The following is a 23,771-nucleotide window of genomic DNA, read 5'->3' as shown; positions in this document are numbered from 1 at the left end:
CTGTAAATAGAGTCGCAATTGTTCAGTGTCTTAAAGCTAAGTCTTTCACTAAAAAGTGCTTGTTTTTCTGACAAAAGGCTTACACAAGAAAAGACAATACATAAAGAGTTGTTAAAAAAGGCGTTGGTATTTTCAATGTAGGAGTTTTACCCCTGCTCTAGTCCACAATAGGGCAGTTAGTAAATTGGGAGAATTGACTTCAATTTAGGGCTTTTGCTTTAAACCCTCGTTGTAGTGGAGTTAATTTTAATCAATGGAATCTTGATCGATGGAATTCCAATCAAAATGTCATTAAATCTACTAAAAACCGCTTTATTCTGGATCGGTGATCGTTGGTATCGGGGCAAAGAACGACCAATTAGTCCAGGTAAATGGCGCAAAGATGGTTGATTTTGTAGATTTAGAGGAATATCTTTATAGAGTTAAACTTATTCACGCTATCCATCCGAAGTTTTCTTAGTATGTACGATCACCTCTCAAATCCCTTGAGTTTTGCGATAAGATTTTCATATTTGTGGATGTGTGTGAGGAGAACAAGCAAATGTCACAAAACTATGATTTAGGTTCTAGAGTCTGGACGTTCAAACTCTCACAGATTTTGTTGGGACGCTATGGCTGGTTAACAGGATTAATTTGGATGATTTTGAGTTTTCCAGCTCAAGGGGCTACTGAATTAAGAGTTGCTATTGAAAAAAGTGTTGGTACCCTCAAAGTGGGAAGCTCTACCCCTGCTCTAGTCCACGATGGGGCAGGCCACAAATTGGGAGAATTGACTCAGTTAGAGGCTTTCGTCGTAAAGCCTCATCGTAGTGGAGTGAATCTTGATCGATGGAATTCCAATCAAATTGTCATTGAACCTACTAAAAACGGCTCTATTTGGATCGGTGATCGTTGGTATCGGGGCAAGGTACGACTAATTCGTCAGGGAAATGGCGTAACGGCAGTTAACTTAGTCGATTTAGAGGAATATCTTTACAGTGTAGTAGGGTCAGAAGCTTATCCAACCTGGCCCATAGAAGCTCTTAAATCCCAAGCTGTAGTTGCCCGCACCTACGCTCTCTACAAAAGTTCTAAGGCACAAAATCGTTACTACGATCTTGATACAACCACTAAAACCCAGGTGTATAGGGGGTTAGAAACTGAATTTGTCACGACTCATGAAGCGGTTAATGGAACAGCTGGTCAGGTCTTAACCCACAATGGCAAGGTCATCTTGGCAGCCTTCCATTCTTCGTCTGGCGGTCATACCGAAAATGTTGAAGATGTTTGGAGTTCCCCTCTACCATATTTGCGTGGCGTGGTGGACTACGATCAACTCGCCCCTGTTTTCCAATGGCGTAAGTCTTTTAATGCTGGTCAAATGGGACAACTCATCGGTGGTATAGGAGCAGTACGATCACTTATTCCCCAACGAACGACCCCTCACGGACGGATTATTACTCTGAAAGTAGTAGGAACTCGCGGTTCTAAAAATATTACTGATGACAATTTGCGAAAAGCTCTCGATCTGAAGAGCACCTTATTTACTGTTTCTGCCAATAATGAAACGTTTCAAATTGATGGTAGGGGTTACGGTCATGGTATTGGTCTGAGTCAATGGGGCAGTCATTACCTAGCAGAACAAGGTATCCCCTATGACCAAATTGTCAGCCATTATTATCAAAATGCTCAGTTAACAACCTTAAATTAAGGTTTGGTTAGTGTGGTGATAACTATCAAGTGAGCAAGGTTAATTAATCGTTTAATTCTATAGAGATTAGATTTTGGCTCACTTGATAGTTATTTGAACTAAGATTATTGGATAATTAATTGTTTTTCTGTCTTTTTTTATGGACATTAGTTCGAATATTATTGATATGGTTATAAGATTCTTTTTGGTATGACTTTTATTTACTTAGTGTTTTGTTTTGTTGTTTCCTTTTGTAGAAATTATTTTTCAAAACAATATTTTGATAATCATCCTACATTCCATATGCTTATAACTTCTAATCCGTATTAGAAAATAAAGAAAACTAACAGGGAGAATTATCATATTGCTAGGCATTGGAGTTAGTACTAGATCAGATGAGTGTCATTGCCACTGTTTTTGTTAAAAATGTCCAAATTCTTTTTTATAAGATAGTGTTTGGTAATTTAGTTATGATTTTTGATTTCCCCAAAATTTAAACATAACTATTAATTTGTAAGTTAGTAAATTAAATTTAGCAAATAGCATAGGTTAATTTGTCTGGTTTCTTAAATTTTATTGTAGTTAATTTTATAACAAGGTGAATAATTTTTATCTTTTGCTGTCACTGCTATTCGAGAGATAACTCATCGTATTATTTAGATTACCATCCAATAAAATCTCCTCATTAAAGTTAGATTAACGATGGTAATAACTCCTTTTGCTAATTTTTTAATTCTTTTGTATTTAAGTTTGCATAGTTCTAATAACATTAATTAATGATTTTTAAATCTTATTTAAATTTCTCACAAATGTTTCAAAGTTTACCTGTTCCTACGATAATAATTGTAATTAATATTTTAGGATTAATTTTAATTTCTAGAGGTCATTACTCTATCTAAGATAGATGATTATCTTCTCTTATTAAAAACTTTTATTTAGGGATAAACATAATGGTACTAACAAGATAGTATTTTCCCACTCTACATACTAACTAATAAAAATTAGTTAGTCGACTTTAAAATATTTTTATAATTTATATATCAAGGATTATAATTTTCTTTTAATAAAAAAAAACACAAATATTTTTTTTTATTAAAACTAATTTCTTTCAAAGAAATATTTAAATTTTATATTTTTTGTTGTTTGTTCTTGTATTTATTTAAATATTTATGAAGTGAAGGTAATTTTTCTTGTTTATAAGTTTTACTAATGTTAGATTTTATTTATTTTACTTATTGATTAAAAGATATTTCTTTATGGAATTTATTTTTTTTGAAAAAAAATAAATTTTAAAAATTAAGCTTGTATATGTTTTTAACAAAAATAAGAAGTAATAAATTTATTTAAACGAATTTGATCTTATAAATATACTTGATGTTTTTTGTGATTATGTATAAGCAATGTTAAATAACTACTGCTGTAATTTGTAAATCTACATAAGCTAACACTTGACTTTTTTTAAAATTCAGCCTGAATCTTATCTTACATTTAAATAGTTGATATATCAATATATATAACTATAACTTATGAAATAATTGTAATTATATCAAAAAGATTTTAATATTTGGTTAAACTAAACGTACTTTTATAGAGTTCTACCATGATAATTATACTTATGTATTATTTTTTTCTATAAACTGATTTCAATCATTTTATGATTATTTCATAAATAATATTAATATTAAAAAATATATTTTTTTGAAAGAAATCCTTTTTCTTAAAAATTTAATCTATCGTTTTAGCAAATTTTTTTACATCTTTTTAATGAGACTATAAATGAGTCAATTTATCTTTTTGACTATCATTCTTTAGACTTTTTAATTTAACTAAATCTTTGTTAAGTAAATAGGTCCAAAACAAATTTATCTTTATTGTTAAAGCTAACTATCTTTAATTTTCAATAAAATCAATTGAGTAAGCAAAATTGATTAAAATTTAGATCCTTAATTGGTTTGTTGTTATTAGAGTTGAGTTAATCATAGTTCTTTTCGTTATTATGGATTATTTAACAGCACTTGTCATTCTTACTTTGTCATCTTCTTCTAAAAAGAGAAGATAAGTAAGTAGATTTATTTAAATAAATCTAAAAAATAGACTATCATATATTTCTATAATTAAGTGTTCAGAGTTAAATTTATATTATTAAAATTTATATCTTTTTTAGAGCAACTCTTTGTTTACCTACCTTGTCCAAATTATATTCATTTTCAAACATATGTGTGGCAGCTTAATAAGCTATTATTTAATGTTATTTAATTTCTATTAAATCTAGTCAATAATATAAAAATATATAAAATTATTTGTCTTGACATTATTGTAATTTGGCTTTTACTAAACTAGTAATATACCCTTAATTACTATTAATAATAATTGAGAGTACATCACTTGGTCTTTACAGTATTTTTTAGCTTCCTTTACTGTAGAGCATGGATCTATTTTTGTAATTACGTTTGTTCTTTTCTATTTTCAGCTTTTTTTTAAGCTTACAGATTTTTACGTTAGTAGATTTTACCTTAATAGTTCTTATTTTTCTAGTTCTGTTGACTAAATGTTTGGGCTCGATTGCTTTCTATAACTACTTCCCTATTTTAAACTTATTTAAGTTTACCTATTTACTTATTAACAACTTTTTAGAAGATCTAAAAATATTAGGCTCTTTCGGCTCAGCTATAATAGAATTGCTGTAAATAAAAGCTAAAGGGCTAACTTTACAAGGTTCCCAAGATACTATCAACTCGAGCTAGATAGAAATTAAGTTTCTGGCGTTATAGAATGCAGTCAGAATCAGAATGTTATAGCTTATCATATACCAATTCATCATACCTATTTTAAGAGAACCACATATTATTACTGACTATCAATACAACTCATTACTAACTGTAAAGATAACCTAATTGTGGGGCGGGCAATGCCACCCCACAATTAAAACTAAACATTAGCCTCTTCTTTAACTAATTTTTCCCACCCTAATTCTTTTAGGTTATTATTGCGACGTAGAGGACGAGTGACTAATTCTAGAATATCTCGCGCATTAGTAAATCCATGGATTTGAGCAAAAGTGAATTCAACAGACCATTTTGTATTAATTCCTCTTGCTTCTAAGGGGTTAGCGTGTGCCATTCCCGTAATAACTAAATCAGGTTTTAACTCATAAATGCGTTTTATCTGATTATAATTGTCTGGTTTTTCAACAATTTTAGGAATAGGAACTCCCATTTTTTTACAAGTTTTTTCAAGCAAATCTAATTCTGCTTTTTGATATAGCTTATCCATATAAGGAATTCCAATTTCAGGACAAGTCATCCCGCAACTAATTAGAAAACGTGCCAAAGAAATCTCTAATAAATTGTCTCCCATAAAGAAAACAGATTTACCACGAATTAACTTAATATAATCTTCTAAATTCTCCCAAATTTTTGCTTCACGTTCCTCTAAACCCTTGGTTTCAATATTAAATACCGAGCAAATCTTCTCAATCCAAGCGCGGGTTCCATCAGGTCCGATAGGGAACGGCGCACTAATTAATTTGCACTTACGACGGCGAATCAAAGTTGTTGCAGTCCGTGATAAAAATGGACTAACCCCACTAACATAATATCCCTCATTAATCACCGGTAACTCTGTATAATGTTTAGAGGGTAACCAACCCGAAATTCTGACCCCTTGTTTCTTCAATTCTAGGGTTAGATTGGTAACAACTGGATCAGGAAGAGAACCAAACAAAACTAAAGAAGGATGGTCTATGTATTCCGAATTATCTTGCGTTACATTCTCTTTTTTTCGTCCAAAATTAAGCAGTTTAGGAATAGCACTACGTTCTTCTTTTTCTCTCTCTTTGGGACACTTATGTGCCATTGCTGCTAAGACTGTATCTTCCCCTTGAGTGAAAGCATAATCTAAGCCGTTTGCGCGCGCAGTTATAATCGGAATACTGATTTCTTCTTCTAATTTAGGTGCTAACCCTTCCAAATCCATTTGGATAATTTCAGTTGTACAAGTACCAATCCAAACGATAACACTAGGGTTGCGATCACGTTTGATTTGTAAACATAATCTTTTGAGTTCTTCATAATCTTTTAATTGAGCAGAAATATCTCCTTCTTCCAACTCTGCCATTGCATAACGTGGTTCCGCAAAAATCATTACCCCCATGGCATTTTGTAGAAAGTAGCCACAGGTTTTAGTCCCAATAACTAAAAAGAAACTATCCTCAATTTTTTGATATAACCAAGCTACGCAACTAATGGGACAAAAAGTATGATAGTTTCCAGTTTCACAATCAAATTGTAAGGCAGTAGGTTTGTGTGTCGCAGTCATAATTTACACTATTCTTAGTTTAAGTTTTTGTCTAATTTATTTTAATTTTTCAGTTTCTGATAGTAATTCTAGAAATAATTGTATTTCTCCCTTTGCTTTTTTTTGAATCCGGACTAAAATCTAACTTGAGAACTTATATTCATTCTTTTATAAAATTTTTTATAAATACCAGTTTGTAGTAAGGCTATTAGACCCTATTTTAATAGGATACTATAAACCTAAACTATTATTAAATCTAACTTTTCTTCCTGACTCTTAGGAGGGGCTTGAGGATTAAGATAGAAATCAGATAAAAGGGTAAACAATTCCCTATCCTGAACACCATTTGGAACCACACCTTCTGGCATAGCTAACAATTGGTCAGCAATATTGAGATAGTAATTACAAATATACTCAAGAGAGGGATTTTTGTCTGACATTTCAAATAAGGTTTTACCCTTAACACGAGAAACCCGAATATCTTCAATTAAGGGTAGAACTTCTAACACAGGCATAGGAACCGCTTCGATATATTTATCAATCAAATCACGCTTAGAAGTACGGTTTCCAATTAACCCTGCCAAACGTAAGGGATAAGTCTTTGCCTTTTCTCGAACCGAAGCACTAATTCGATTAGCAGCAAATAAGGCATCAAAGCTATTATCAGTCACAATTAAACAATAATCCGCATAATTCAACGGTGCAGCAAACCCGCCACAAACTACGTCACCCAACACATCAAATATGATGACGTCATACTCATCAAATGCATTCAATTCTTTGAGTAATTTAACAGTTTCTCCAACTACATAACCTCCACAACCTAACCCTGCTGGAGGTCCACCAGCTTCCACGCAGTCGACTCCTGCATAGCCTTTGTAAATGACATCTTGAGTCCAAATATTTTCATAGTGAAAGTTTTTTTCTTGCAGGGTATCAATAATGGTAGGGATAAGGAATCCGGTTAAAGTAAAGGTGCTGTCGTGTTTAGGATCACAACCAATTTGTAAGACTTTTTTACCTCTTTTGGCTAATGCTGTAGAGATATTACAGCTCATAGTAGATTTGCCGATGCCGCCTTTACCGTAAACTGCGAGTGTCAAAGTCAAAGTTCGTTTTCTCCTTAAGTTATCTCTTAATAGTTGTTTGCTTATAGCTGTCTCAACTGGAAATCGACAGTAGCTTTCTTTTGTTGATCTTAATAAATCTAAATTATGAACTGTTTTACATAAAAATAAAAGATTATTTTTAGAGTCTTAGAAGGCTTTTTAAAGAGATAAATAATCTATCATAAATTTATATTGACTAAAAAACATGATTATAAATTTTGATTAATTTATTCAAAATAAAAAAGTAAAGAAACTTCGTAGATCTAAACTTCTTTTAAAGAAAAGCCGCTAATCCTTAATCAATAAATTTTTGAGTTTAAGTATCAAACTTGAACCTTAATTTTTAACGGATGAAACTTTAGATTTTAAGAGAATAAGTTTTCGAAGATGATTAGCTCCCCAAGTCCTTTATAAAGAATCTTTACAGTTTCAATAAATTATAGGTTCACTCTCACTGAGGTTTATAGAAAAAGAGCACTAAACATTATGGTTAGGACATTGATAAAATTATAAAATATTGTAGACTGGTGTGCTGCTGATTTTGCATTAATTTCATGACTGTTACTTGTTCTGCTATAGTTTATGGGTAAATCAACTCGTTCTAAGACTTCATCTATACTCTATTTTTTCATAGTATCGTTACTAATAACACTCACATTCTATATATTGAGAGGAATAAAGATTTTGAGCTTTTTTCCAGGGAGTATAGCACTAATATTGATAGCTATCTCAACTTTGTTAGGTATTTTGTACAGCGTGCAAAATAATCGACGTTGAGGATCATAAAGTATGATGGGGTTCTCGTCTCTATTATATTTATACTCAGTTCTATTTTTTTTCTTAAGCAATTACTCCCTTTGTCTGGGCAATTTGAACTTCTCAGAGATTATCTTAAACAAATCAAAGTTTTCCCGATTTGTTTTCATCAATATCTTACCGAAATAGCTAAACACCTAAAAATCAATGAGATTTCGCTCAGTAAAAACTTTAGATATGCTAGCAAATCTTTTCCTATTTATTCATTTACTAAAGAAAATTACAAATAAGTTTTTAAAAAAAAACATCAAGTTTTCTTACTATTAAGAATTCAAAGGAATCAAACTGTAAATTTTATTCTTAGAGGCCACTTAAATCAAAGAAAATGTGTTTCCCTATCTTCGTGTAGAAAATAGTGTTTTCTAGAAAAAAGTTCAACGGGAAGAAAAATTTACAGGAGGGTTAAGTTTTTTTAAAAAAGACATAGACTGATAGAGTCTAAGATAAAAATTATTGAAGAGGTCTTAAAAAGTTAAATTAAGAATATGATCAAAAGAAATTAAGTAAATGGACAAAAAAGAGAAACAATTTTAAAAAATTAAGATCAAGACTTACAAATAGAAAAAAATCAGATGTTAAGACAGCTAATAACTGATAAAAAATAGTAAACATAGAAATTATAAAAACAAGAATATAAAAATAGTTTAGGAGGTAAATACTGAAAATGAAGAGGTTAGTATAAATTTTAAAAAATTCTCTAAAAAGATTGTAAATAAATTAACACCATAGGTTTAAATAGTAATAAATAAAGTTTTTATAAGTAACATAAATTAGCAATTAATTCGATAATTGAATAAAAATTCTTCAATAAGAAGCCAAAAAAACTTAAAAATACCGATCAAAAATAAAACACTCTGTTAAGGCTAAATAAAAGCAAATATATTTTGTATAAAAAGAAAGAGGAGATGTTTGAAAAAGAAAAACAAAACTAAATTAGATATATGAAACGTCATCAATCACCTCGCAAAATACCAATTAAATAAAAAAGAAAATTAATAACTAAATATCATGATTATTGAAATCAATTAATTAGTTTTAAAATACTTATTAGTTGTCTCGAAAAAGCTGTAAAACAATTAGACATTGAGTTAAAAAAGTTATTGCCTGCCTCGAGCAAGAAACAATTCAAAGAATAGTAAAAAATATTAATAATAAATTGAAGTTGATTAAAATAAGAGTCTATGGATTCAGAAATTTTTTCAATTTTTAACTATAAAATTCCATAACCAAGCATTTTACTAGTTAATTCTACATTACTATTTCGGTATAACCACTTTTTTTAATTTATTTGAGTTCAATAAATTTTTTCTCAACTTCAACTTGAGAAATACCTTTAAACGGAAAAATGACATCAATTATTCAAAGCTAAAAGCAATTATAGCTAACTATACTAATACATTTTATGTAATATTTATTAGCATAATGTAGTTTGTTTATGTAACATATGTAAATTTCAATGAGTATAAAATAGGAATGTTTTATAAAAAAGCTAGTATTTAAATATCAATCTTTCTAAAGATTTAACTAATAAAATTAGAAAAATAAGCATTATTATGGTTATAAGTTAACACAAAAATTCTCTTCGAGAATAAACAGTAACAGAAGTTTTATGTTTAAATCAAAAAGGATATAAACTAAAATAAATTACAGATCGGCTGATCCTATCACAAAACACAATTGTAAAAACAATCTCTGGATAGATTATTAAAGCAAAAGGAGAATTGTGAGATTCCTTGAGGAGTATAAAGAAGATAACTTGGAAGAAATAAAATATAAAATCTCTTGAAGAGAGATAGTTGAAAAGACGATAAAAAAATCTATAATGGTCAACAGTTATCTAAAATTTTAAAAAAATAACTTTAATATAGAAAGCAATAAAAGTGAGGATAAGAATTGATTTATGTCCTACAGAAAAAGAATATAAGAAAAACAGAAAGATTTTAGATAAAGAGGTAAATGAAACTGAAGAACATGGCAAAAACTAAGAAATAGACGTGGTAATTATTAAGAATAATTACTTAGTACCTACGAGTATTTCAATTTAACTTAAACTAAAACAATCTTAAGGAAGATAGTTATGTTTATTTTTTCTAAAAACTCATAGCCTAGTATAAAACAGGATAAAAAATGATGACACCAAGTACAAACTTATACTTTTACTGGAAGTATGTTTGGATGTGATTTCACTAGAATAGTTAAATAAGGTCTTATTCAAAAGAGCTGATCCACAAAGTATTAATTGAATCAATATAAATTTAACTCTACTTACTTAAGTATAAAGATAAAAAGTAATTTACCCCTTCTGGGGTTTATTGATAGCCATCTACTCAGTCAAAGAAACATGTATTTTTATAGAAAAATACATGTTTCTTTTTATAATTTAGATAAATAAAATTTTTACAAAAATTCAAAAGTAAAATCTGTGAGTAAACAACGCCTCGATATTTTATTAGTTAATAAGAATTTGTGTTCTTCCCGTCAAGAAGCCCAGGGATTTATTCTAGCTGGAGAAGTTAAGGTACATCAGCAAGTTATTGATAAACCAGGAACCAGAGTCGACATTACAGCCGACATTCAACTACAAGCTAAAGCCCGTTATGTTTCTCGTGGAGGTTTTAAGCTCGAAAAAGCTGTAAATACTTTTAAGATAGCTATATCAGGGCGAATTTGTCTAGATGGCGGTATTTCTACAGGAGGGTTTACCGATTGTCTATTACAGGCTGGGGCAAAACAGATTTATGGAATAGATGTAGGTTATGGGCAAGTAGCATGGCGTCTACGTCGAGACGAGCGGGTTCTTTTGAAAGAAAGAACTAATTTCCGCTATTTAACCCCCGATGATTTATATGGAGATAGTCCTCAAGCTGACTTAGGGGTAATGGATGTTTCGTTTATCTCTTTAACTAAATTATTAGAACCCCTGTGGAATTTGTTAGTAGTTCCCAAAGAAGTCATTTTGTTGGTCAAACCTCAGTTTGAAGTAGGGCGATCGCGGGTTGGAAAAAAAGGGATTGTTCGTAATCCCAAAGATCACGCCCAAGCTATTGACCAAGTTCTACAAGCTGCTTGTTCTCTGGGGTGGTACTATCACGGGCTAACTGAATCTCCTATTACCCGACCTGGGGGAAACGTGGAATATTTATTATGGTTGCGTTGCGATCAATATAAAAAATCACCTCAGCTTAAAACTCTTGAGAATTTTACCCAATTCATTCCTAATGGACTAGGTTAAAACTACAGCTAACACTACCAGTCCTGCATTAACTAGGTAAAATATCCCTACAATTTTGGTTTCAGCCCAACCACTCAATTCTAGATGATGATGCAACGGAGCCATTTTTAACAATCGCTTGCCTTGTCTATCAGGTCCTTTAGTTGCCTTATAGTAGGTAACTTGGGCAATAACTGAGAGAGCTTCAACAAAGAAAATCCCACTAATGATAAACAATCCCCAAAGATTGCTACTAAGAATACCCACTGCCCCAAGGGAACCCCCTAATGCAAGAGAACCTGTATCCCCCATAAAAACCTTAGCGGGGTTACGGTTGTGTACGACAAATCCTAAACATCCTCCACTCAGACAAGCACAGAAAATCGTTAATCCTGAGTTGTCAGAACCTACTAATACTCCTAACCCTAAAAAAGCTAAGGACCCATTTCCTGCAGCTAAGCCGTCTATCCCATCAGTGAGGTTAGTGGCATTACTCTCAGCTACTAAGACAAATACTGCAATTAACCAAAAGAAAAGTCCTAAATGCAAAATAAGATTGTCAGGAAGGATAATATCAGTAATGCTAGACGGTTGACTCTGAAACACCCAAAAACAAAAAACAATAGCGACTGCGATTTGTAGAATAAATTTCACCCAAGGGCTAATCCCTTTATTGGATTTTTGTCGTAAAATCTGCCAGTCATCTATCCAACCAATGCCAAGATAAGCAAGAGTAACGGTTGAAACAGCAATAACAGTTGGATTAAAGTTTGTCCAGACTAGAGCTACAATCACTCCAACAGGTATAAAAAAAATTCCCCCCATGGTTGGGGTTCCCGCTTTAGTTAAGTGAGCTCGAGGACCGTCCTCTTGGATAATTTGTCCAGCTTTAAGTCGCCGTAGTAGGGGAACGATCCCATAACCAAGAATTGCACTAATAGTGGCGGAGATACCAAGAGGAAACATAAGTTTCAGGCTAAAGCAAATTGGTTGCCCTACAAGTTGAGCTAACCCTAAACTTAAAATGTTTAACAGTACTATTAGTAGAACTAATAGAAAGGTCCCTGATGGTTTTGTAAAGAGGGTTGAAGGGGAGAATTTAGCGTCCACAACTACCTTAAATATTTAGAATCGAACAACAATCAACACAGACAATACAGCGTGAGGTTGATAGATAGATATAGATAGACTAACTTAGTCTTCGTCTAAATTAATATCATCGTCATCATCATCATAGCTATCATCAACATCCATCAATTCTGAGATTTCTTCATCCTCTTTCAGAGTATTTTTAATGTCTTCTTGTTCGCGGGGAATCAGACGATCATTGGCTTTTAACCAATCTAGAATAGATGAATCATATTTAATTGGAATTACCACAGCCGGTTCATAACGTGGTTCTTGGCGCAAAGAGGGATTGTACATAAGCTTACCCTTAAGTTTACCGAAATACCATTAGAGTGTACCATTGAAATCCCTTTTTTGTCTCTATAGCCAAGAAGTTTTAGACTTACTGCTAATTGATGCTTTCTTCAATTTACAAAATCTATAAAAATGCGTGATATTTATTCTAGTCTAGTCATTTCAAAAACTTCTTTAAATAATTAATATTAAAAATATTTATATTTTTATCCTTGAAGCGAATATAATTATAATCTTCTCTTAGAGAATAATCAAGGATCTTAAATCTTAAGAAGGAGGAGACAGGAAATGACAAAATAATTTTAACTTTCTAGTTTTTTTATAAGATCAATAATCATTCTACTTTCCCCTTTTAATAAAATCAAGAATTATTTCTGCCTCTCTTCTTTAGCATAAGTCCTACCCCTTCACACAAAATTAGACAATTTTTGTCTTTGATTCAGTTAAACCTTTCGCTAGATTTAAAAATTTTGCATTTTTCTCCCTATATAGTTTTCTGTTTATAGCCTTCAACCATGTTTAGATTTAATTTGAGACTTGTTTTAATTTGTGCAATCTAGTTTTTTAGAAAAAATCTTAGGAGATAAATAGTACTTCTACACAATGTAGATACCTTTTTACTAAATTATTAAGTCATTGAATTTATTTAATGTATTTTTCTCTCAACTATTTCCTGTTTGTTATTTATAATTGTTTGATTTATCATCCTAAATTAGGTAGAATATTTTTTTGTATTCTATCTAGAATAGAGCAGTATATTTGATATGTTTGTTTCCACCGATGACTTTATCTAAAATTCCTTTGATTCCTAGCATTAACTTCTCTAAAATTCGCTTAGATATTCGTTCTTGTCGATCAAAATTAGTTCAATGGCGCAGACAATTTCATATTCAACCAGAATTGGGATTTCAAGAACAAGCAACGGGGGCGTTTATAACCCAAACTTTAACAAAAATAGGTATTCCTCATCAAACAGGAATTGCTAAAACAGGAATTGTCGCCACTATTACCAGTCCCTATCCTGGACCAATTTTAGCAATTCGGTCCGATATAGACGCTTTACCTATTCAAGAAGAAAATGAAGTTTCTTATCGTTCCCAAAACAGTGGCGTAATGCACGCCTGTGGGCACGATGGGCACACGGCGATTGCTCTGGGAACGGCTGATTATCTGTGGCACCATCGCCATAATTTTAAAGGAACTGTTAAAATCATTTTCCAACCCGCTGAAGAAAGTCCAGGAGGGGCAAAATTGATGATTGAGGAAGGAGTACTCAAAAACCCTGATGTAGATGCCATTATTGGATTACACCTATGGAATAATTTCCCTCTAGGGACAGTGGGGGTAAGCAGTGGACCGTTGATGGCAGCAGTAGAATGTTTTCGCCTAAATATTTTCGGAAAAGGTGGGCATGGGGCAATGCCTGATCAAACTGTAGACTCTGTGGTAGTTAGTGCGCAAATTGTCAGTGCTTTACAAACAATTGTTTCGCGTAATGTCAATCCTCTTGACTCGGCCGTCATTACAGTAGGAGAACTTCATGCAGGAACGGGATTAAATATAATTGCAGATAAGGCTAAGATGAGTGGTACTGTGCGCTATTTTAATCCTAATTTAAAAGGATATTTTGGTCAACGTATAGAAGAGATTGTCGTGGGAATTTGTCAAACCTTTGGTGCAACCTATGAGCTAGATTACTGGTGGTTGTATCCTCCAGTTATTAATGATGAAAAGATGGCAGATTTAGTGCTCTCAGTAGCTATGGATGTTATGGAAACTCCCGCCAGAATCATTTCTTCTTGTCAAACTATGGGAGGAGAAGATATATCTTTCTTTTTACAAGAAATCCCAGGATGCTACTTTTTCTTGGGGTCATCTAATCAAAATAAAGGGTTTACCTATCCTCACCATCATCCTCGTTTTGATTTTGATGAAACAGCATTATTAATAGGAGTTGAAATCTTTGTTAGAGTCGTTGAAAAGTTTTGTCAGTAGGATTAAGAACTAATATCAACGATTATACAGAGGTGAATCTTTTGATAGTTTGATTAAGACTATTCTATTTTTGTAAAAACATAACCTAAAGTTTATCTCTACAGAAGTTTCAGTCACAAACAATAGTTAATATTCAGAAATGGGATATTTACGAACAATGCCAACCCATTCTGTATTTACAAAGCGAAGTTAGATTATATCTAGACTTTAAATTAAAGGTTTATTAGGAAATAATAGCAGTACTGAAAATAATTAGGACATTGTTCAACAATTCGTCGGCAAAACATATTTTGATTAATAGAATTATAAAATGTTTAGTAAGGTAAAAAAAAGAGAATATAACGTCTAAAATATAAAACAGTTTCTAAATAAACTAAAAAAAACAGAAGAATCATAATATTAAACAGTTTCCAAAAATATCAGTTATATTAAACAGAGTCTATATGAAAAAATACCCATTAAAATTGATACTAAAAACTACTTAGTAAAAACTTATTAGTTGAGGTTATTTAGGGGTAATTTATTGACCAGGGATTGATCACTGTACATATTTTGTGGTAAATTCTCTAAAAAGAGATGAATTATGAATTAGTTGCTTGTTAAAATAGGCCAATCGGTTAACAAAATATGAGTTCGATGAGATTAAAAAATAGAGAAAAAATTTTTTAGGTAAATTAAGTATAAGTGGTCAATCGACAAAAAAACTTAATAAAACAGTTCCAAACACTTCAATATTTCTTTGAATGTAAAATATATGTTCAAGTTGGTCATTAACCGTTTCAGTTAGAAATTATAAAAAAATAAAATATTATTAATCATTTCTTTTTATAAATTTTTTAGTCTAAAATATCTAGATTTTAAAAAATATTTCAATTAAATTTGAAGTTAACTTAGGAATAAGTATAAAGTAATCTTATGTTTAATTACTTAATTCACCGGCTTTTTTGTAATAAAAAATAAATTTTTTATTACAAAAATATTAAAATATTATTTTGGCTATTAACTAAGTTAAAATCTTAAACAGATTACAGTATATTTTTTTACTACTAAAATAGTATAATTATAATTTGGGAGACACTCAATAAAAATCTTCCAGCTTAAATAATACACTATATAATGTTTATATATTTGTTAATATTTCTATCTTTTATGTTAAAATAAACTTGCTTTTTTTCCTTATTACAAAAATAGCGATTAATATTTTTTTATTTAGAAGTAAAATCTTAGACTTTTCAGAATCTGTTGTATTTTCTTTAATTTTTTTTGCTATTAAATATATAGATTATATAGCAATATATAAAAATATTAATTTAGTTTTTAACTTAAAAAATAAGCAATTAAATACTAAAGTTAAGAAAGAATACTTGTCAACACAAAAAAATTAAAGAAGTATTTATGAAAATTACTAATTTAACTCTTGAGAGAATCTCTAATAGAGATTTATTTAAAACTTAGTTATATTAACGTTTAATTTATTAATTGAAACTAGGAGGTATTTTTTTATATTAAATTGCATTAATACCTTCTACCTTACTCTACCAAACTTAAACAAAATTAAAAAATAATAGTTTTTTATAAAAATTTGACTTATACGAATATCATTTAAATTTAAACTAGTTAGAGAACATGTAGACATTGTTTTTATAAACCACCCTAATATTTTTGCGTAGTGCTATGGAGCACATAATTATTTAGTCAAAACTCAAGACAAAATTTTACCTCCAACGTACCTGATCTTAATAAATACTACTTACTTTTCTCTGCACAACTTTCTGTCAAACCTCTTTGAATAAAGATGGGACGGAAGGCTATAGAGGTTGTTCAAAAAAATTTTTTAATAACTTGTAAACTTCAAAAATATCTAAATTTAATAGTGACGTTACTTTAGATAGCTAAAGCTTTAAAAAATCTAAAATAATAGATAAAGGCATTTATTTTAAAAAATCGTTTGAATACATGTATAAACTTCCAATGAAGAGTAGATCTAACTTAATTCGTTTAACTGAATAAGGGTCAACAGCCGTTAACCCTTATTAACGTCTAATCTTTATTCAAAAATTTTGACCATTAAAAACTTAAACTCTTTCAATTGATACAATCCAAGTTCCTACATACATACGAATGGGGATATCTCCTGAACTCAGAACGTCACAAATTAAGTAATAAGTGCCATTGCTAGGATTTTTTACGCCAGAAAAGACAATTTCTGCTTTTTGACTAGCCTCGATAGGTGTTTCTAGCTCAATTTCGACGACACGACTTTCTTTATCCCAATAGACATCCTTTAGGGGTAAAGACTCTCCATCAACACGAACTTCTACTTTATCAAGATTAAATTTTCCATCGAATTTAGGCCTTTCAAGATAAGAAATAAAAAATTTACTTGCTCCTTGAGTCAATTTTTTTCCTGGGACATAGAGTCTATACCGTTCTCCCACTTGTCTAGGGCGGCCATTAAAGTCCAAATGATAATCGAGAATATCTTTACGGTTCTCAACTCCACTGAAAATTGTCAGTCCAGGATTACTCCCTGCCCAAGTCAGAGCCTGAACACCAGTGAATAAACAACCAGACAAAATTAAAGTAGAAATCAGACGCTTAGAAAAAAAGATTGCAGAAAATAAATGATTTTTATTCATAATTGATTTCGTTAGCCAAAGACGTTTTAGAAGCAGATTAAGTAAATTCACTCATTGGGTCTTAGGATAACAAATGTCTTTCCATTATGGGGAGAAAATAAGATAATCCTGTAGGTGTCAAAACTTCGATAGAAAAACTTTTGTAAGAGAAGCGATTGCTGCGCTTAAAATCTTATGAAGATGAGGTATTCTTGCAAAAAAGGATTGACAACTATTAATGCAACCAGCTGATATTCTGATTTTGTCTAACGGACCAGGGGAAGTGACCACTTGGGTGCGTCCTGTGGTGAAAGCTATACGGGAAATTATAGGCTGTAATAGCTCCCAAGTGCGGATTTCTGTGGTTTTATCCCCTTGTCCTCATGCTACTGGGCAAGAAGCTGCTATCGCGCGTCGTTACCTGGAAGTTGATCGGGTTCAGTCAAGTGAACATTTTTTTAATTTTTTATTCTGGGGAAAAACTGCTGAGAATTGGAACTGGCATAAACATGGCATTGTCTTATTTCTGGGGGGTGATCAATTTTATCCAATACTACTCGGTAAACGGTTAGGATACCGCACCGTCATTTATGCGGAACGGGAAGCTCGTTGGTATCGTTGGATTGATCGTTTTGGAGTCATGAATACAGATGTGATTAAGCCTATTCCCAAATCCCATAAACATAAACTGACCGTAGTAGGGGATCTAATGGCTGATTTGACTCCAACTTCTGTAAGTTCATCCCAAATTGCTCCTTTCCCCACCATTGCAATTTTACCTGGATCGAAACCAGGAAAATTAATGCAGGGGATTCCTTTATGTTTGGCAATTGCGGAACAAGTTTATCAACAAAATCCCAAAACTCGCTTTATTCTTCCTGTTGCCCCCACCTTGGATTTATACACCCTAGCCGGCTTTGCTAATTCGAGTCAAAATCCTATGGTAATGAAGATGGGGGGAGTGTGTGCAAAATTAGTCATGGCTAGTGCTGACTCATCTCCTTCTCCTCGACTAGAGACTTCTAATGGACTTCAAGTAGAATTGATTACCCAATTTCCAGCCTATAATTACCTCTGTCATTGTTGTTTAGCCTTAACTACTGTAGGGGCTAACACAGCTGAATTAGGAGCATTAGGGATTCCCATGATTGTCTTACTCCCTACCCAACAACTTGATGCTATGCGGACTTGGGACGGGATTCCAGGGATTTTAGCCAGTTTACCTTTAGTGGGAAGAATTTTGGCTAAAACTATTAATTTAATGGTACTTAAACAGGGACGATTATTTGCTTGGCCTAATCTTTGGGCTAATGAAGAAATTGTGCCGGAATTAGTGGGGGAACTTCAACCGACCGATGTCGCAGAATTAATACTAGATTGGTTAGCTAATCCTATCAAACTAACAAAAATCCGCGATCGCTTATTACAGGTTAGAGGAAGGACAGGAGCAGCAACTGAGCTTACTAACATCCTTAAGGAGCAATTAAATTTACTCAATTCTTGATGCAAAATTGAGCTATAACTTCCTTTAGTTTGAGTGGCTTTTTGTAAAAAAATTAACTAATGAGGGAAGACAAATGTTAAGATGTCTCGAGTCTTCATAAGTTGTTTTACCAAAACTCGGCTCGAGCGAGTTCTGTTATGTTAAAGGTGTTAATGCGCTGCTTTAGTTTGAATCGTCTAATGGTTGCCTTACTAGCCTTGGGAATCACCCAATTACATCCAATCCAAGCTCAAACGTCCCCTATTAGCCAGGATAATGGTGAGCTGCTTGGAGCTACCCCAGATAATGGAGGGGAAATCACAGATGAAGATCCTAGTGATCCTACTAATTTGCGTCCCCTAACTCAAGCTGACAGTTTACTTAGCTCACAAGGAGCTCAAAGACTAGTTTCAGAGGCTAATGAAGCTGTTAATGCTGAAAACTATGACCTAGCGGCTAATAAACTCCAGCAAGCTCGCAAGATTTTCAATCAGTTGTCTAATTTCTATTTACAACTAGCCAAGAGTTTTTCAGGAATTGATAGTAAGATTTATGAATCTCAACGTAATAGTGCGCTAAAAACAGGTCAGATGAGAGATTCTGCCACTTATCAATTGGCTCTTGTTCACCGAGCACAAGACAAACCAGAATTGGCTGTTCCTTTGTTGATTCAAGTTATTCGTTCCCAAAATCCTACAACTGATTTAGGAAAAAAATGTTATCAACAGTTGTATGAATTAGGATTTGTTGATGTGCCTTTTGGAACTTCTCCGGCAGCTACAACTCCCAGTAATTAAATCTATTCATTTTAAAAAAAATTTTGAACCAGTTTATCATGGCAACTGACACATTGAGCTGTTCTATTTTTTCAGCCGCCAAAACGAATTCGCAATAGTTTTTGACTAAGCTAAGGTAGTTTGTAGATTTTTCTAAAACTATACCTATCGCGAGACTGCGAAACTGCTTTAGTCTGAAAATGTAAATTGAGATAGGTAGAATTAATGGACTAACATGTTTTTGAGGATCTCAAGTTAGTCAATTAATCAAGTTGAGGAGTAGCCAGTCAAGGAATCAACCCCGCCGCTACCAGTTTCATAGATAGATAGCATTTTATTGCAACTTATTCACTAGCCCGAGTCTGTGAATACGAAATTAACTAAATTATTGACGAAATTATTGTAAATATCGGTGCAACGTCCCTTAAAGATATGTAAAAAATAATAAAACTAGCTATACGTAATAGTTAAGGGGCAAAGTTGATGAAAAAAAGTTCAAGAGTCGGTTAAAACAAAACTTACTTAAGAACTGTTTGAAACAGCTTTTGATATAATCGTGATCAGCTCAATTGGGGAAGGTGTTCCCCTCCATTTATAATTGAAGAATCGAATTTGATATAAGATCAGCCTGTACAACAGTGATCGATTTATTAAGGAGGATTGTAACTTATGGCCGCTGCGTTAATTATTGAAACTTTGATCAACTTCATCAATATATACTTACTGTTGATCTTTATTAGAATCTTACTCTCTTGGTTCCAAACTACTGAGTGGGCCTACAGTTTAATGGCCTTTTTGAGCCCCATTACTGATCCCTATCTCAACATTTTTCGGTCGATTATCCCCCCCTTGGGCGGCTTGGATATGTCTCCCCTTTTGGCAATTTTAGCATTGCAATTTATTTCTTCTATACTGACCCAGGTTCCTGCTATCTTCTAGCTTAAGTAGGCATTATAGGCTTCATTTTTCTAGAAAATAGAGGTCATTTTAGTGGTGAACTCAAACGCTTTAAATTGCTTTAGTTTAAGGGGGGTCAGTCGATTGGCTGGAACCGTAATCCTTAGGTTGAACTTGCTGACCCCTGGTGGAACTTCAGTAATTGGACCAACACTATTTAGATGTTACAATATTGGCTCATCATTCGTGTTTAAAATTCGCCTAAAAGTATTTAGTATAAAAAACAGTTTTTTCTAAAATATTTTGAACTTTTCTGGTCGCTATATAATACTTGACGAAGACATAGCGCTGCGGTTATTGAAGCGCTCTTCAGCTAGTTCAAAGGGATAGTCTTGATAGTCCATTTTGAATACTCTGATTTAAGTAAGGGCAGTCCTCAATAGAGTAATTAACCAAATTTAACAGCGATAGTAGAAAGGAAATTATAACAGTCGTGATTGCTCTAAATTTCATAGACATTTATTCATTTTATAAATGATTTTCTTAGCTCAATGCTGACTCCGACACCTCCTGCTTTTTGAAAGCAGGAGGTTGATTTTTGTTGATAGAGTTCCTATTCTAGTAGAGGCTTAATATTGACACTGATGAGGTCAATTCCTTACTGAGATTGACTTCAGGCAATTATACATAGTACCCAGCTAATTAGACTGTCATAATATCTTTTTCCTTGATTTTTAACAAGTCGTCGATTCTCGTCGTAAATTTATCAGTTATCTTCTGAATCTCATTCTGTAAATCACGAGATTCATCCTCAGAAATATCATTATTTTTTTCTTGTTTACGAATTGTATCAATGGACTCTCGACGGATATTGCGAATGGCCACCTTCCCCTCTTCGGCTAACTTTCCAGCTAATTTGACCATTTCTTTACGCCGTTCTTCCGTTAAGGGAGGGATATTTAAACGAATGACTTTACCATCATTATTTGGGGTTAAACCAATATCTGAAAGGCTAACAGCTTTTTCAATTGCTCCCATACTACTCTTATCGTAGGGTAATATATTGATGCTACTGGCATCAGGAATACTAATATTGGCTAGTTGATTTAGGGGAGTTTCTGTCCCATAGTATTCAACTGTTATTCTATCAAGAAGTGAAGCGTTAGCCCTTCCTGTTCTAATGGTATTGAAAGACCGTTGAGTGGACTCAATGGATTTTTGCATATTATCTTCAAGTTCAGCTAACTTCACATAAACCTCCCACAAGTGTTCCAACCGCTTCTCCTTTGATAGCTCGAAGGATGTTGCCTCGAACCGAGAGATCAAAGACAACGATTGGGATATTATTTTCTTTACAAAGGGCGATCGCCGTTCCATCCATTACCCGTAGATCATTGGCTAATACATGACCGTAGGTCAGACTTTGATAACGACGAGCCTTCGGATTAATATTGGGATCACTATCGTAAATCCCATCGACTTTTGTAGCCTTAAAAACCGCCTCTGCATCAATTTCAGCAGCCCGGAGTGCGGCCGTGGTGTCAGTGGTAAAAAAGGGATTTCCTGATCCAGCCCCAAAAATAACTACGCGTCCCTTTTCAAGATGGCGAATAGCACGACGACGTATATAGGGTTCAGCTACTTCCTGCATAGCGATTGCTGTCAGGACCCGTGTGGGGATTCCCATCTGTTCGAGGGCATCTTGCAACGTCATAGCATTCATAACTGTAGCAATCATACCAATGTAGTCAGCTGTCGCTCGATCCATACCGGCCGAAGCCGCTTTGACTCCACGAAAGATGTTCCCTCCCCCAACAACGATAGCCAACTGGGTGCCATGTTCAATGACATCTGAAATTTCTTGAGCAATTTCGGCTACCACTTTAGGATCAATGCCATAGCCTAGGTTGCCCATCAAGGCCTCGCCGCTTAGTTTAACTAATACTCGGTGGTAAGTCATCCCTCTGTTGCTACTATTGAATTGAACCTAGAGTTTATGTTTAAATTGATATTCCCACCGGTGTAACCGCGCAGGATTTTTGCTTCATTGGGTTTGTCTAATTTAGAAAGCAAGGTTTCTAAACTCGCTCCAAATTCCCCTCTACAAGCATTTGTTTCACTTCCACTGGCTGTCCGACAGCAGAATGTTTTTTGCAACATGATTGATTTAAGTGGGTCTGTCAACTCAAGTCACATCAGTTACAGTTCCTAGACAATCATATCGCTCAATGACTCTTGGGTCTATCGATTAAGTATTTTAGTCAAGCTCAATCTTAAAAAAAGCTAATAAATTAGCTACAGGAGTTGTCCTTTTTGGAACTACGATACAATGGGGCTATGACTACACTAAATTTTGGTTAAAATCAAATTTTAGAAGGATCAAAAACCTAGATGTCAAGTCGCCAAATCCCATTAACAATTGCGTTGGCAATTGACGGTGAGGACGTCAATGGGATCGTTTAATTTTGATGGATACCATTACTTAACGTTAAGATTGTTGAACACCAGGGAAACAGTTACCGAATGCCCCACATTGATCTGCTCAACTCCCAAATGCAAGTAAATGGTACCCAAGCTATCTCCGTTCAGGGTCCTCAACCACATCACACTCCCGAAATTCTTAAACCTGGTCTTGATTTACAAGCAACCAATCAACTCCTATCAAATGCTAATGCCAAAAATGTGGTTGAATGGTCTGCCAATACATTCGGGGATAGATTGGTGATGAGTACCAGCTTTGGTATCCAAGCGGCAGTTATGCTCCATTTAGTAACTCAAATTGTACCTCATATTCCGGTGATTTGGGTCGACACTGGGTATCTTCCGGCGGAAACCTATCGTTTTGCTGAAGAATTAAGCAAACAGTTAAACCTTAATTTGAGAATATATCAATCTCCTCTTACCCCAGGCCGTATGGAAGCTCTTTATGGGAAACTGTGGGACAAAAAGGATTTAGAATCTCTTAACCTATATGATCACATCCGTAAAGTAGAACCAATGCAAAGGGCGTTACTCGAATTAAATGCTACAGCTTGGTTAGCAGGGTTACGTCGAACTCAAACGAGTCATCGGGAATCTTTAGAACGAGTAGAACAACAAGGAAACCATTATAAGGTTCATCCGATTCTACATTGGGATTCCCGTGATGTTTATCAGTATTTAACAGTTCACAATTTACCCTATCATCCCTATTTTGAGAAAGGATATGTATCTGTCGGAGATTGGCATTCAAGTCGTCCTATGATAGCAGGAGATAAAAGCGAGCGGGATGGTCGTTTTCACGGGCTGAAGCAAGAGTGCGGGCTGCATTTACCCTTAACGCCTGAGGCCGCACAAAGTTTAGATTCAAGTACTTTGTGATCTGCAAATAAGCATCATAATTGAGTTAATAAAACTGACTTTCTTAAGATTGATTGCTACAAGGTCATAATAAACAAAAGCTGGCTGTTTTGCTTCACAGGTTTTACAGAATACAGTCG

At 33.4% G+C, this 23,771-nt stretch carries 14 protein-coding genes; 7 read left to right on the top strand and 7 right to left on the bottom strand.

Translation table 11 applies throughout. From position 1 onward, the window contains the following. Window positions 1-541 precede the first annotated feature (541 nt). Window positions 542-1,690, top strand: a complete 1,149-nt coding sequence (locus RGRSB_RS02530) for a SpoIID/LytB domain-containing protein (protein ID WP_119259702.1) — start codon at window positions 542-544, stop codon at window positions 1,688-1,690. Between the two features lie 2,907 nt (window positions 1,691-4,597). Here RGRSB_RS02530 and RGRSB_RS02525 read toward each other — a convergent pair. Both RGRSB_RS02525 and bchL read right to left on the bottom strand, forming a co-directional pair. Beyond that, entirely contained in the window at window positions 4,598-5,986 is a 1,389-nt protein-coding gene (locus RGRSB_RS02525) for a ferredoxin:protochlorophyllide reductase (ATP-dependent) subunit N (RefSeq protein ID WP_119259701.1), read from the bottom strand. Between the two features lie 218 nt (window positions 5,987-6,204). Continuing rightward, a complete protein-coding gene (gene bchL, locus RGRSB_RS02520; protein WP_119259700.1) occupies window positions 6,205-7,074 on the bottom strand; it encodes a ferredoxin:protochlorophyllide reductase (ATP-dependent) iron-sulfur ATP-binding protein in 870 nt (289 codons plus the stop codon). 3,238 nt (window positions 7,075-10,312) lie between these two features. Here bchL and RGRSB_RS02510 point away from each other — a divergent pair. Beyond that, the gene (locus tag RGRSB_RS02510) at window positions 10,313-11,122 is read left to right on the top strand and encodes a TlyA family RNA methyltransferase (protein WP_119259698.1); all 810 of its coding nucleotides are present in this window, start codon (window positions 10,313-10,315) and stop codon (window positions 11,120-11,122) included. Here the strand turns inward: RGRSB_RS02510 and mraY are convergent. Both mraY and RGRSB_RS02500 read right to left on the bottom strand, forming a co-directional pair. Continuing rightward, the gene (gene mraY / locus RGRSB_RS02505) at window positions 11,114-12,211 is read right to left on the bottom strand and encodes a phospho-N-acetylmuramoyl-pentapeptide-transferase (RefSeq protein ID WP_119259697.1); all 1,098 of its coding nucleotides are present in this window, start codon (window positions 12,209-12,211) and stop codon (window positions 11,114-11,116) included. The two genes, RGRSB_RS02510 and mraY, sit on opposite strands and share 9 nt — an antisense overlap. An 84-nt stretch (window positions 12,212-12,295) precedes the next feature. Continuing rightward, window positions 12,296-12,526, bottom strand: a complete 231-nt coding sequence (locus RGRSB_RS02500; RefSeq protein WP_119259696.1) for a DUF3134 domain-containing protein — start codon at window positions 12,524-12,526, stop codon at window positions 12,296-12,298. Window positions 12,527-13,303: 777 nt separating this feature from the next. Here RGRSB_RS02500 and RGRSB_RS02495 point away from each other — a divergent pair. Next, on the top strand, window positions 13,304-14,518 hold the full coding sequence (locus tag RGRSB_RS02495; RefSeq protein WP_119259695.1) for a M20 metallopeptidase family protein: 1,215 nt from the start codon (window positions 13,304-13,306) through the stop codon (window positions 14,516-14,518). Window positions 14,519-16,593: 2,075 nt separating this feature from the next. Here RGRSB_RS02495 and RGRSB_RS02490 read toward each other — a convergent pair. After that, complete coding sequence (locus tag RGRSB_RS02490) at window positions 16,594-17,157, bottom strand: DUF2808 domain-containing protein (RefSeq protein ID WP_119259694.1); 564 nt, start codon at window positions 17,155-17,157, stop codon at window positions 16,594-16,596. A gap of 217 nt (window positions 17,158-17,374) precedes the next feature. On the opposite strand from RGRSB_RS02490, the gene RGRSB_RS02485 reads away from it, so the two are divergent. From RGRSB_RS02485 to RGRSB_RS02475, 3 genes are all read left to right on the top strand, one after another. Then, entirely contained in the window at window positions 17,375-18,640 is a 1,266-nt protein-coding gene (locus RGRSB_RS02485; RefSeq protein ID WP_119259693.1) for a glycosyltransferase family protein, read from the top strand. A gap of 137 nt (window positions 18,641-18,777) precedes the next feature. After that, window positions 18,778-19,416: a hypothetical protein gene (locus RGRSB_RS02480; RefSeq protein ID WP_119259692.1), complete on the top strand. Its 639-nt coding sequence runs from the start codon at window positions 18,778-18,780 to the stop codon at window positions 19,414-19,416. A 648-nt stretch (window positions 19,417-20,064) separates the two neighbouring features. After that, window positions 20,065-20,334 (top strand): YggT family protein, encoded by a 270-nt coding sequence (locus tag RGRSB_RS02475; RefSeq protein WP_119259691.1) that lies wholly within the window; start codon window positions 20,065-20,067, stop codon window positions 20,332-20,334. A 660-nt stretch (window positions 20,335-20,994) separates the two neighbouring features. Here RGRSB_RS02475 and frr read toward each other — a convergent pair. Both frr and pyrH read right to left on the bottom strand, forming a co-directional pair. After that, window positions 20,995-21,543 (bottom strand): ribosome recycling factor, encoded by a 549-nt coding sequence (gene frr, locus RGRSB_RS02470; RefSeq protein ID WP_119259690.1) that lies wholly within the window; start codon window positions 21,541-21,543, stop codon window positions 20,995-20,997. Beyond that, entirely contained in the window at window positions 21,530-22,252 is a 723-nt protein-coding gene (pyrH, locus tag RGRSB_RS02465) for a UMP kinase (protein ID WP_119259689.1), read from the bottom strand. Before pyrH ends, frr begins: the two co-directional genes overlap by 14 nt. A gap of 563 nt (window positions 22,253-22,815) precedes the next feature. On the opposite strand from pyrH, the gene cysH reads away from it, so the two are divergent. Next, entirely contained in the window at window positions 22,816-23,652 is an 837-nt protein-coding gene (gene cysH / locus RGRSB_RS02455) for a phosphoadenosine phosphosulfate reductase (RefSeq protein WP_119259687.1), read from the top strand. The last annotated feature ends 119 nt before the right edge of the window (window positions 23,653-23,771 follow it).

This window comes from cyanobacterium endosymbiont of Rhopalodia gibberula (genome assembly GCF_003574135.1).
GTDB lineage: Bacteria > Cyanobacteriota > Cyanobacteriia > Cyanobacteriales > Microcystaceae > Rippkaea.
The sequence above is the reverse complement of the archived record's forward strand: the minus strand, read 5'-3'. Positions and strand labels throughout refer to the sequence as shown.

Excerpts from the sequence above, each read along its gene's own strand:
- RGRSB_RS02530 (WP_119259702.1), top strand. The coding sequence starts at position 542 with ATGTCACAAAACTATGATTTAGGTTCTAGAGTCTGGACGTTCAAACTC.
- RGRSB_RS02525 (WP_119259701.1), bottom strand. The coding sequence starts at position 5,986 with ATGACTGCGACACACAAACCTACTGCCTTACAATTTGATTGTGAAACT.
- RGRSB_RS02500 (WP_119259696.1), bottom strand. The coding sequence starts at position 12,526 with ATGTACAATCCCTCTTTGCGCCAAGAACCACGTTATGAACCGGCTGTG.
- RGRSB_RS02495 (WP_119259695.1), top strand. The coding sequence starts at position 13,304 with ATGACTTTATCTAAAATTCCTTTGATTCCTAGCATTAACTTCTCTAAA.
- RGRSB_RS02490 (WP_119259694.1), bottom strand. The coding sequence starts at position 17,157 with ATGAATAAAAATCATTTATTTTCTGCAATCTTTTTTTCTAAGCGTCTG.
- RGRSB_RS02485 (WP_119259693.1), top strand. The coding sequence starts at position 17,375 with ATGCAACCAGCTGATATTCTGATTTTGTCTAACGGACCAGGGGAAGTG.
- RGRSB_RS02480 (WP_119259692.1), top strand. The coding sequence starts at position 18,778 with ATGTTAAAGGTGTTAATGCGCTGCTTTAGTTTGAATCGTCTAATGGTT.
- RGRSB_RS02475 (WP_119259691.1), top strand. The coding sequence starts at position 20,065 with ATGGCCGCTGCGTTAATTATTGAAACTTTGATCAACTTCATCAATATA.
- pyrH (WP_119259689.1), bottom strand. The coding sequence starts at position 22,252 with ATGACTTACCACCGAGTATTAGTTAAACTAAGCGGCGAGGCCTTGATG.
- cysH (WP_119259687.1), top strand. The coding sequence starts at position 22,816 with ATGCCCCACATTGATCTGCTCAACTCCCAAATGCAAGTAAATGGTACC.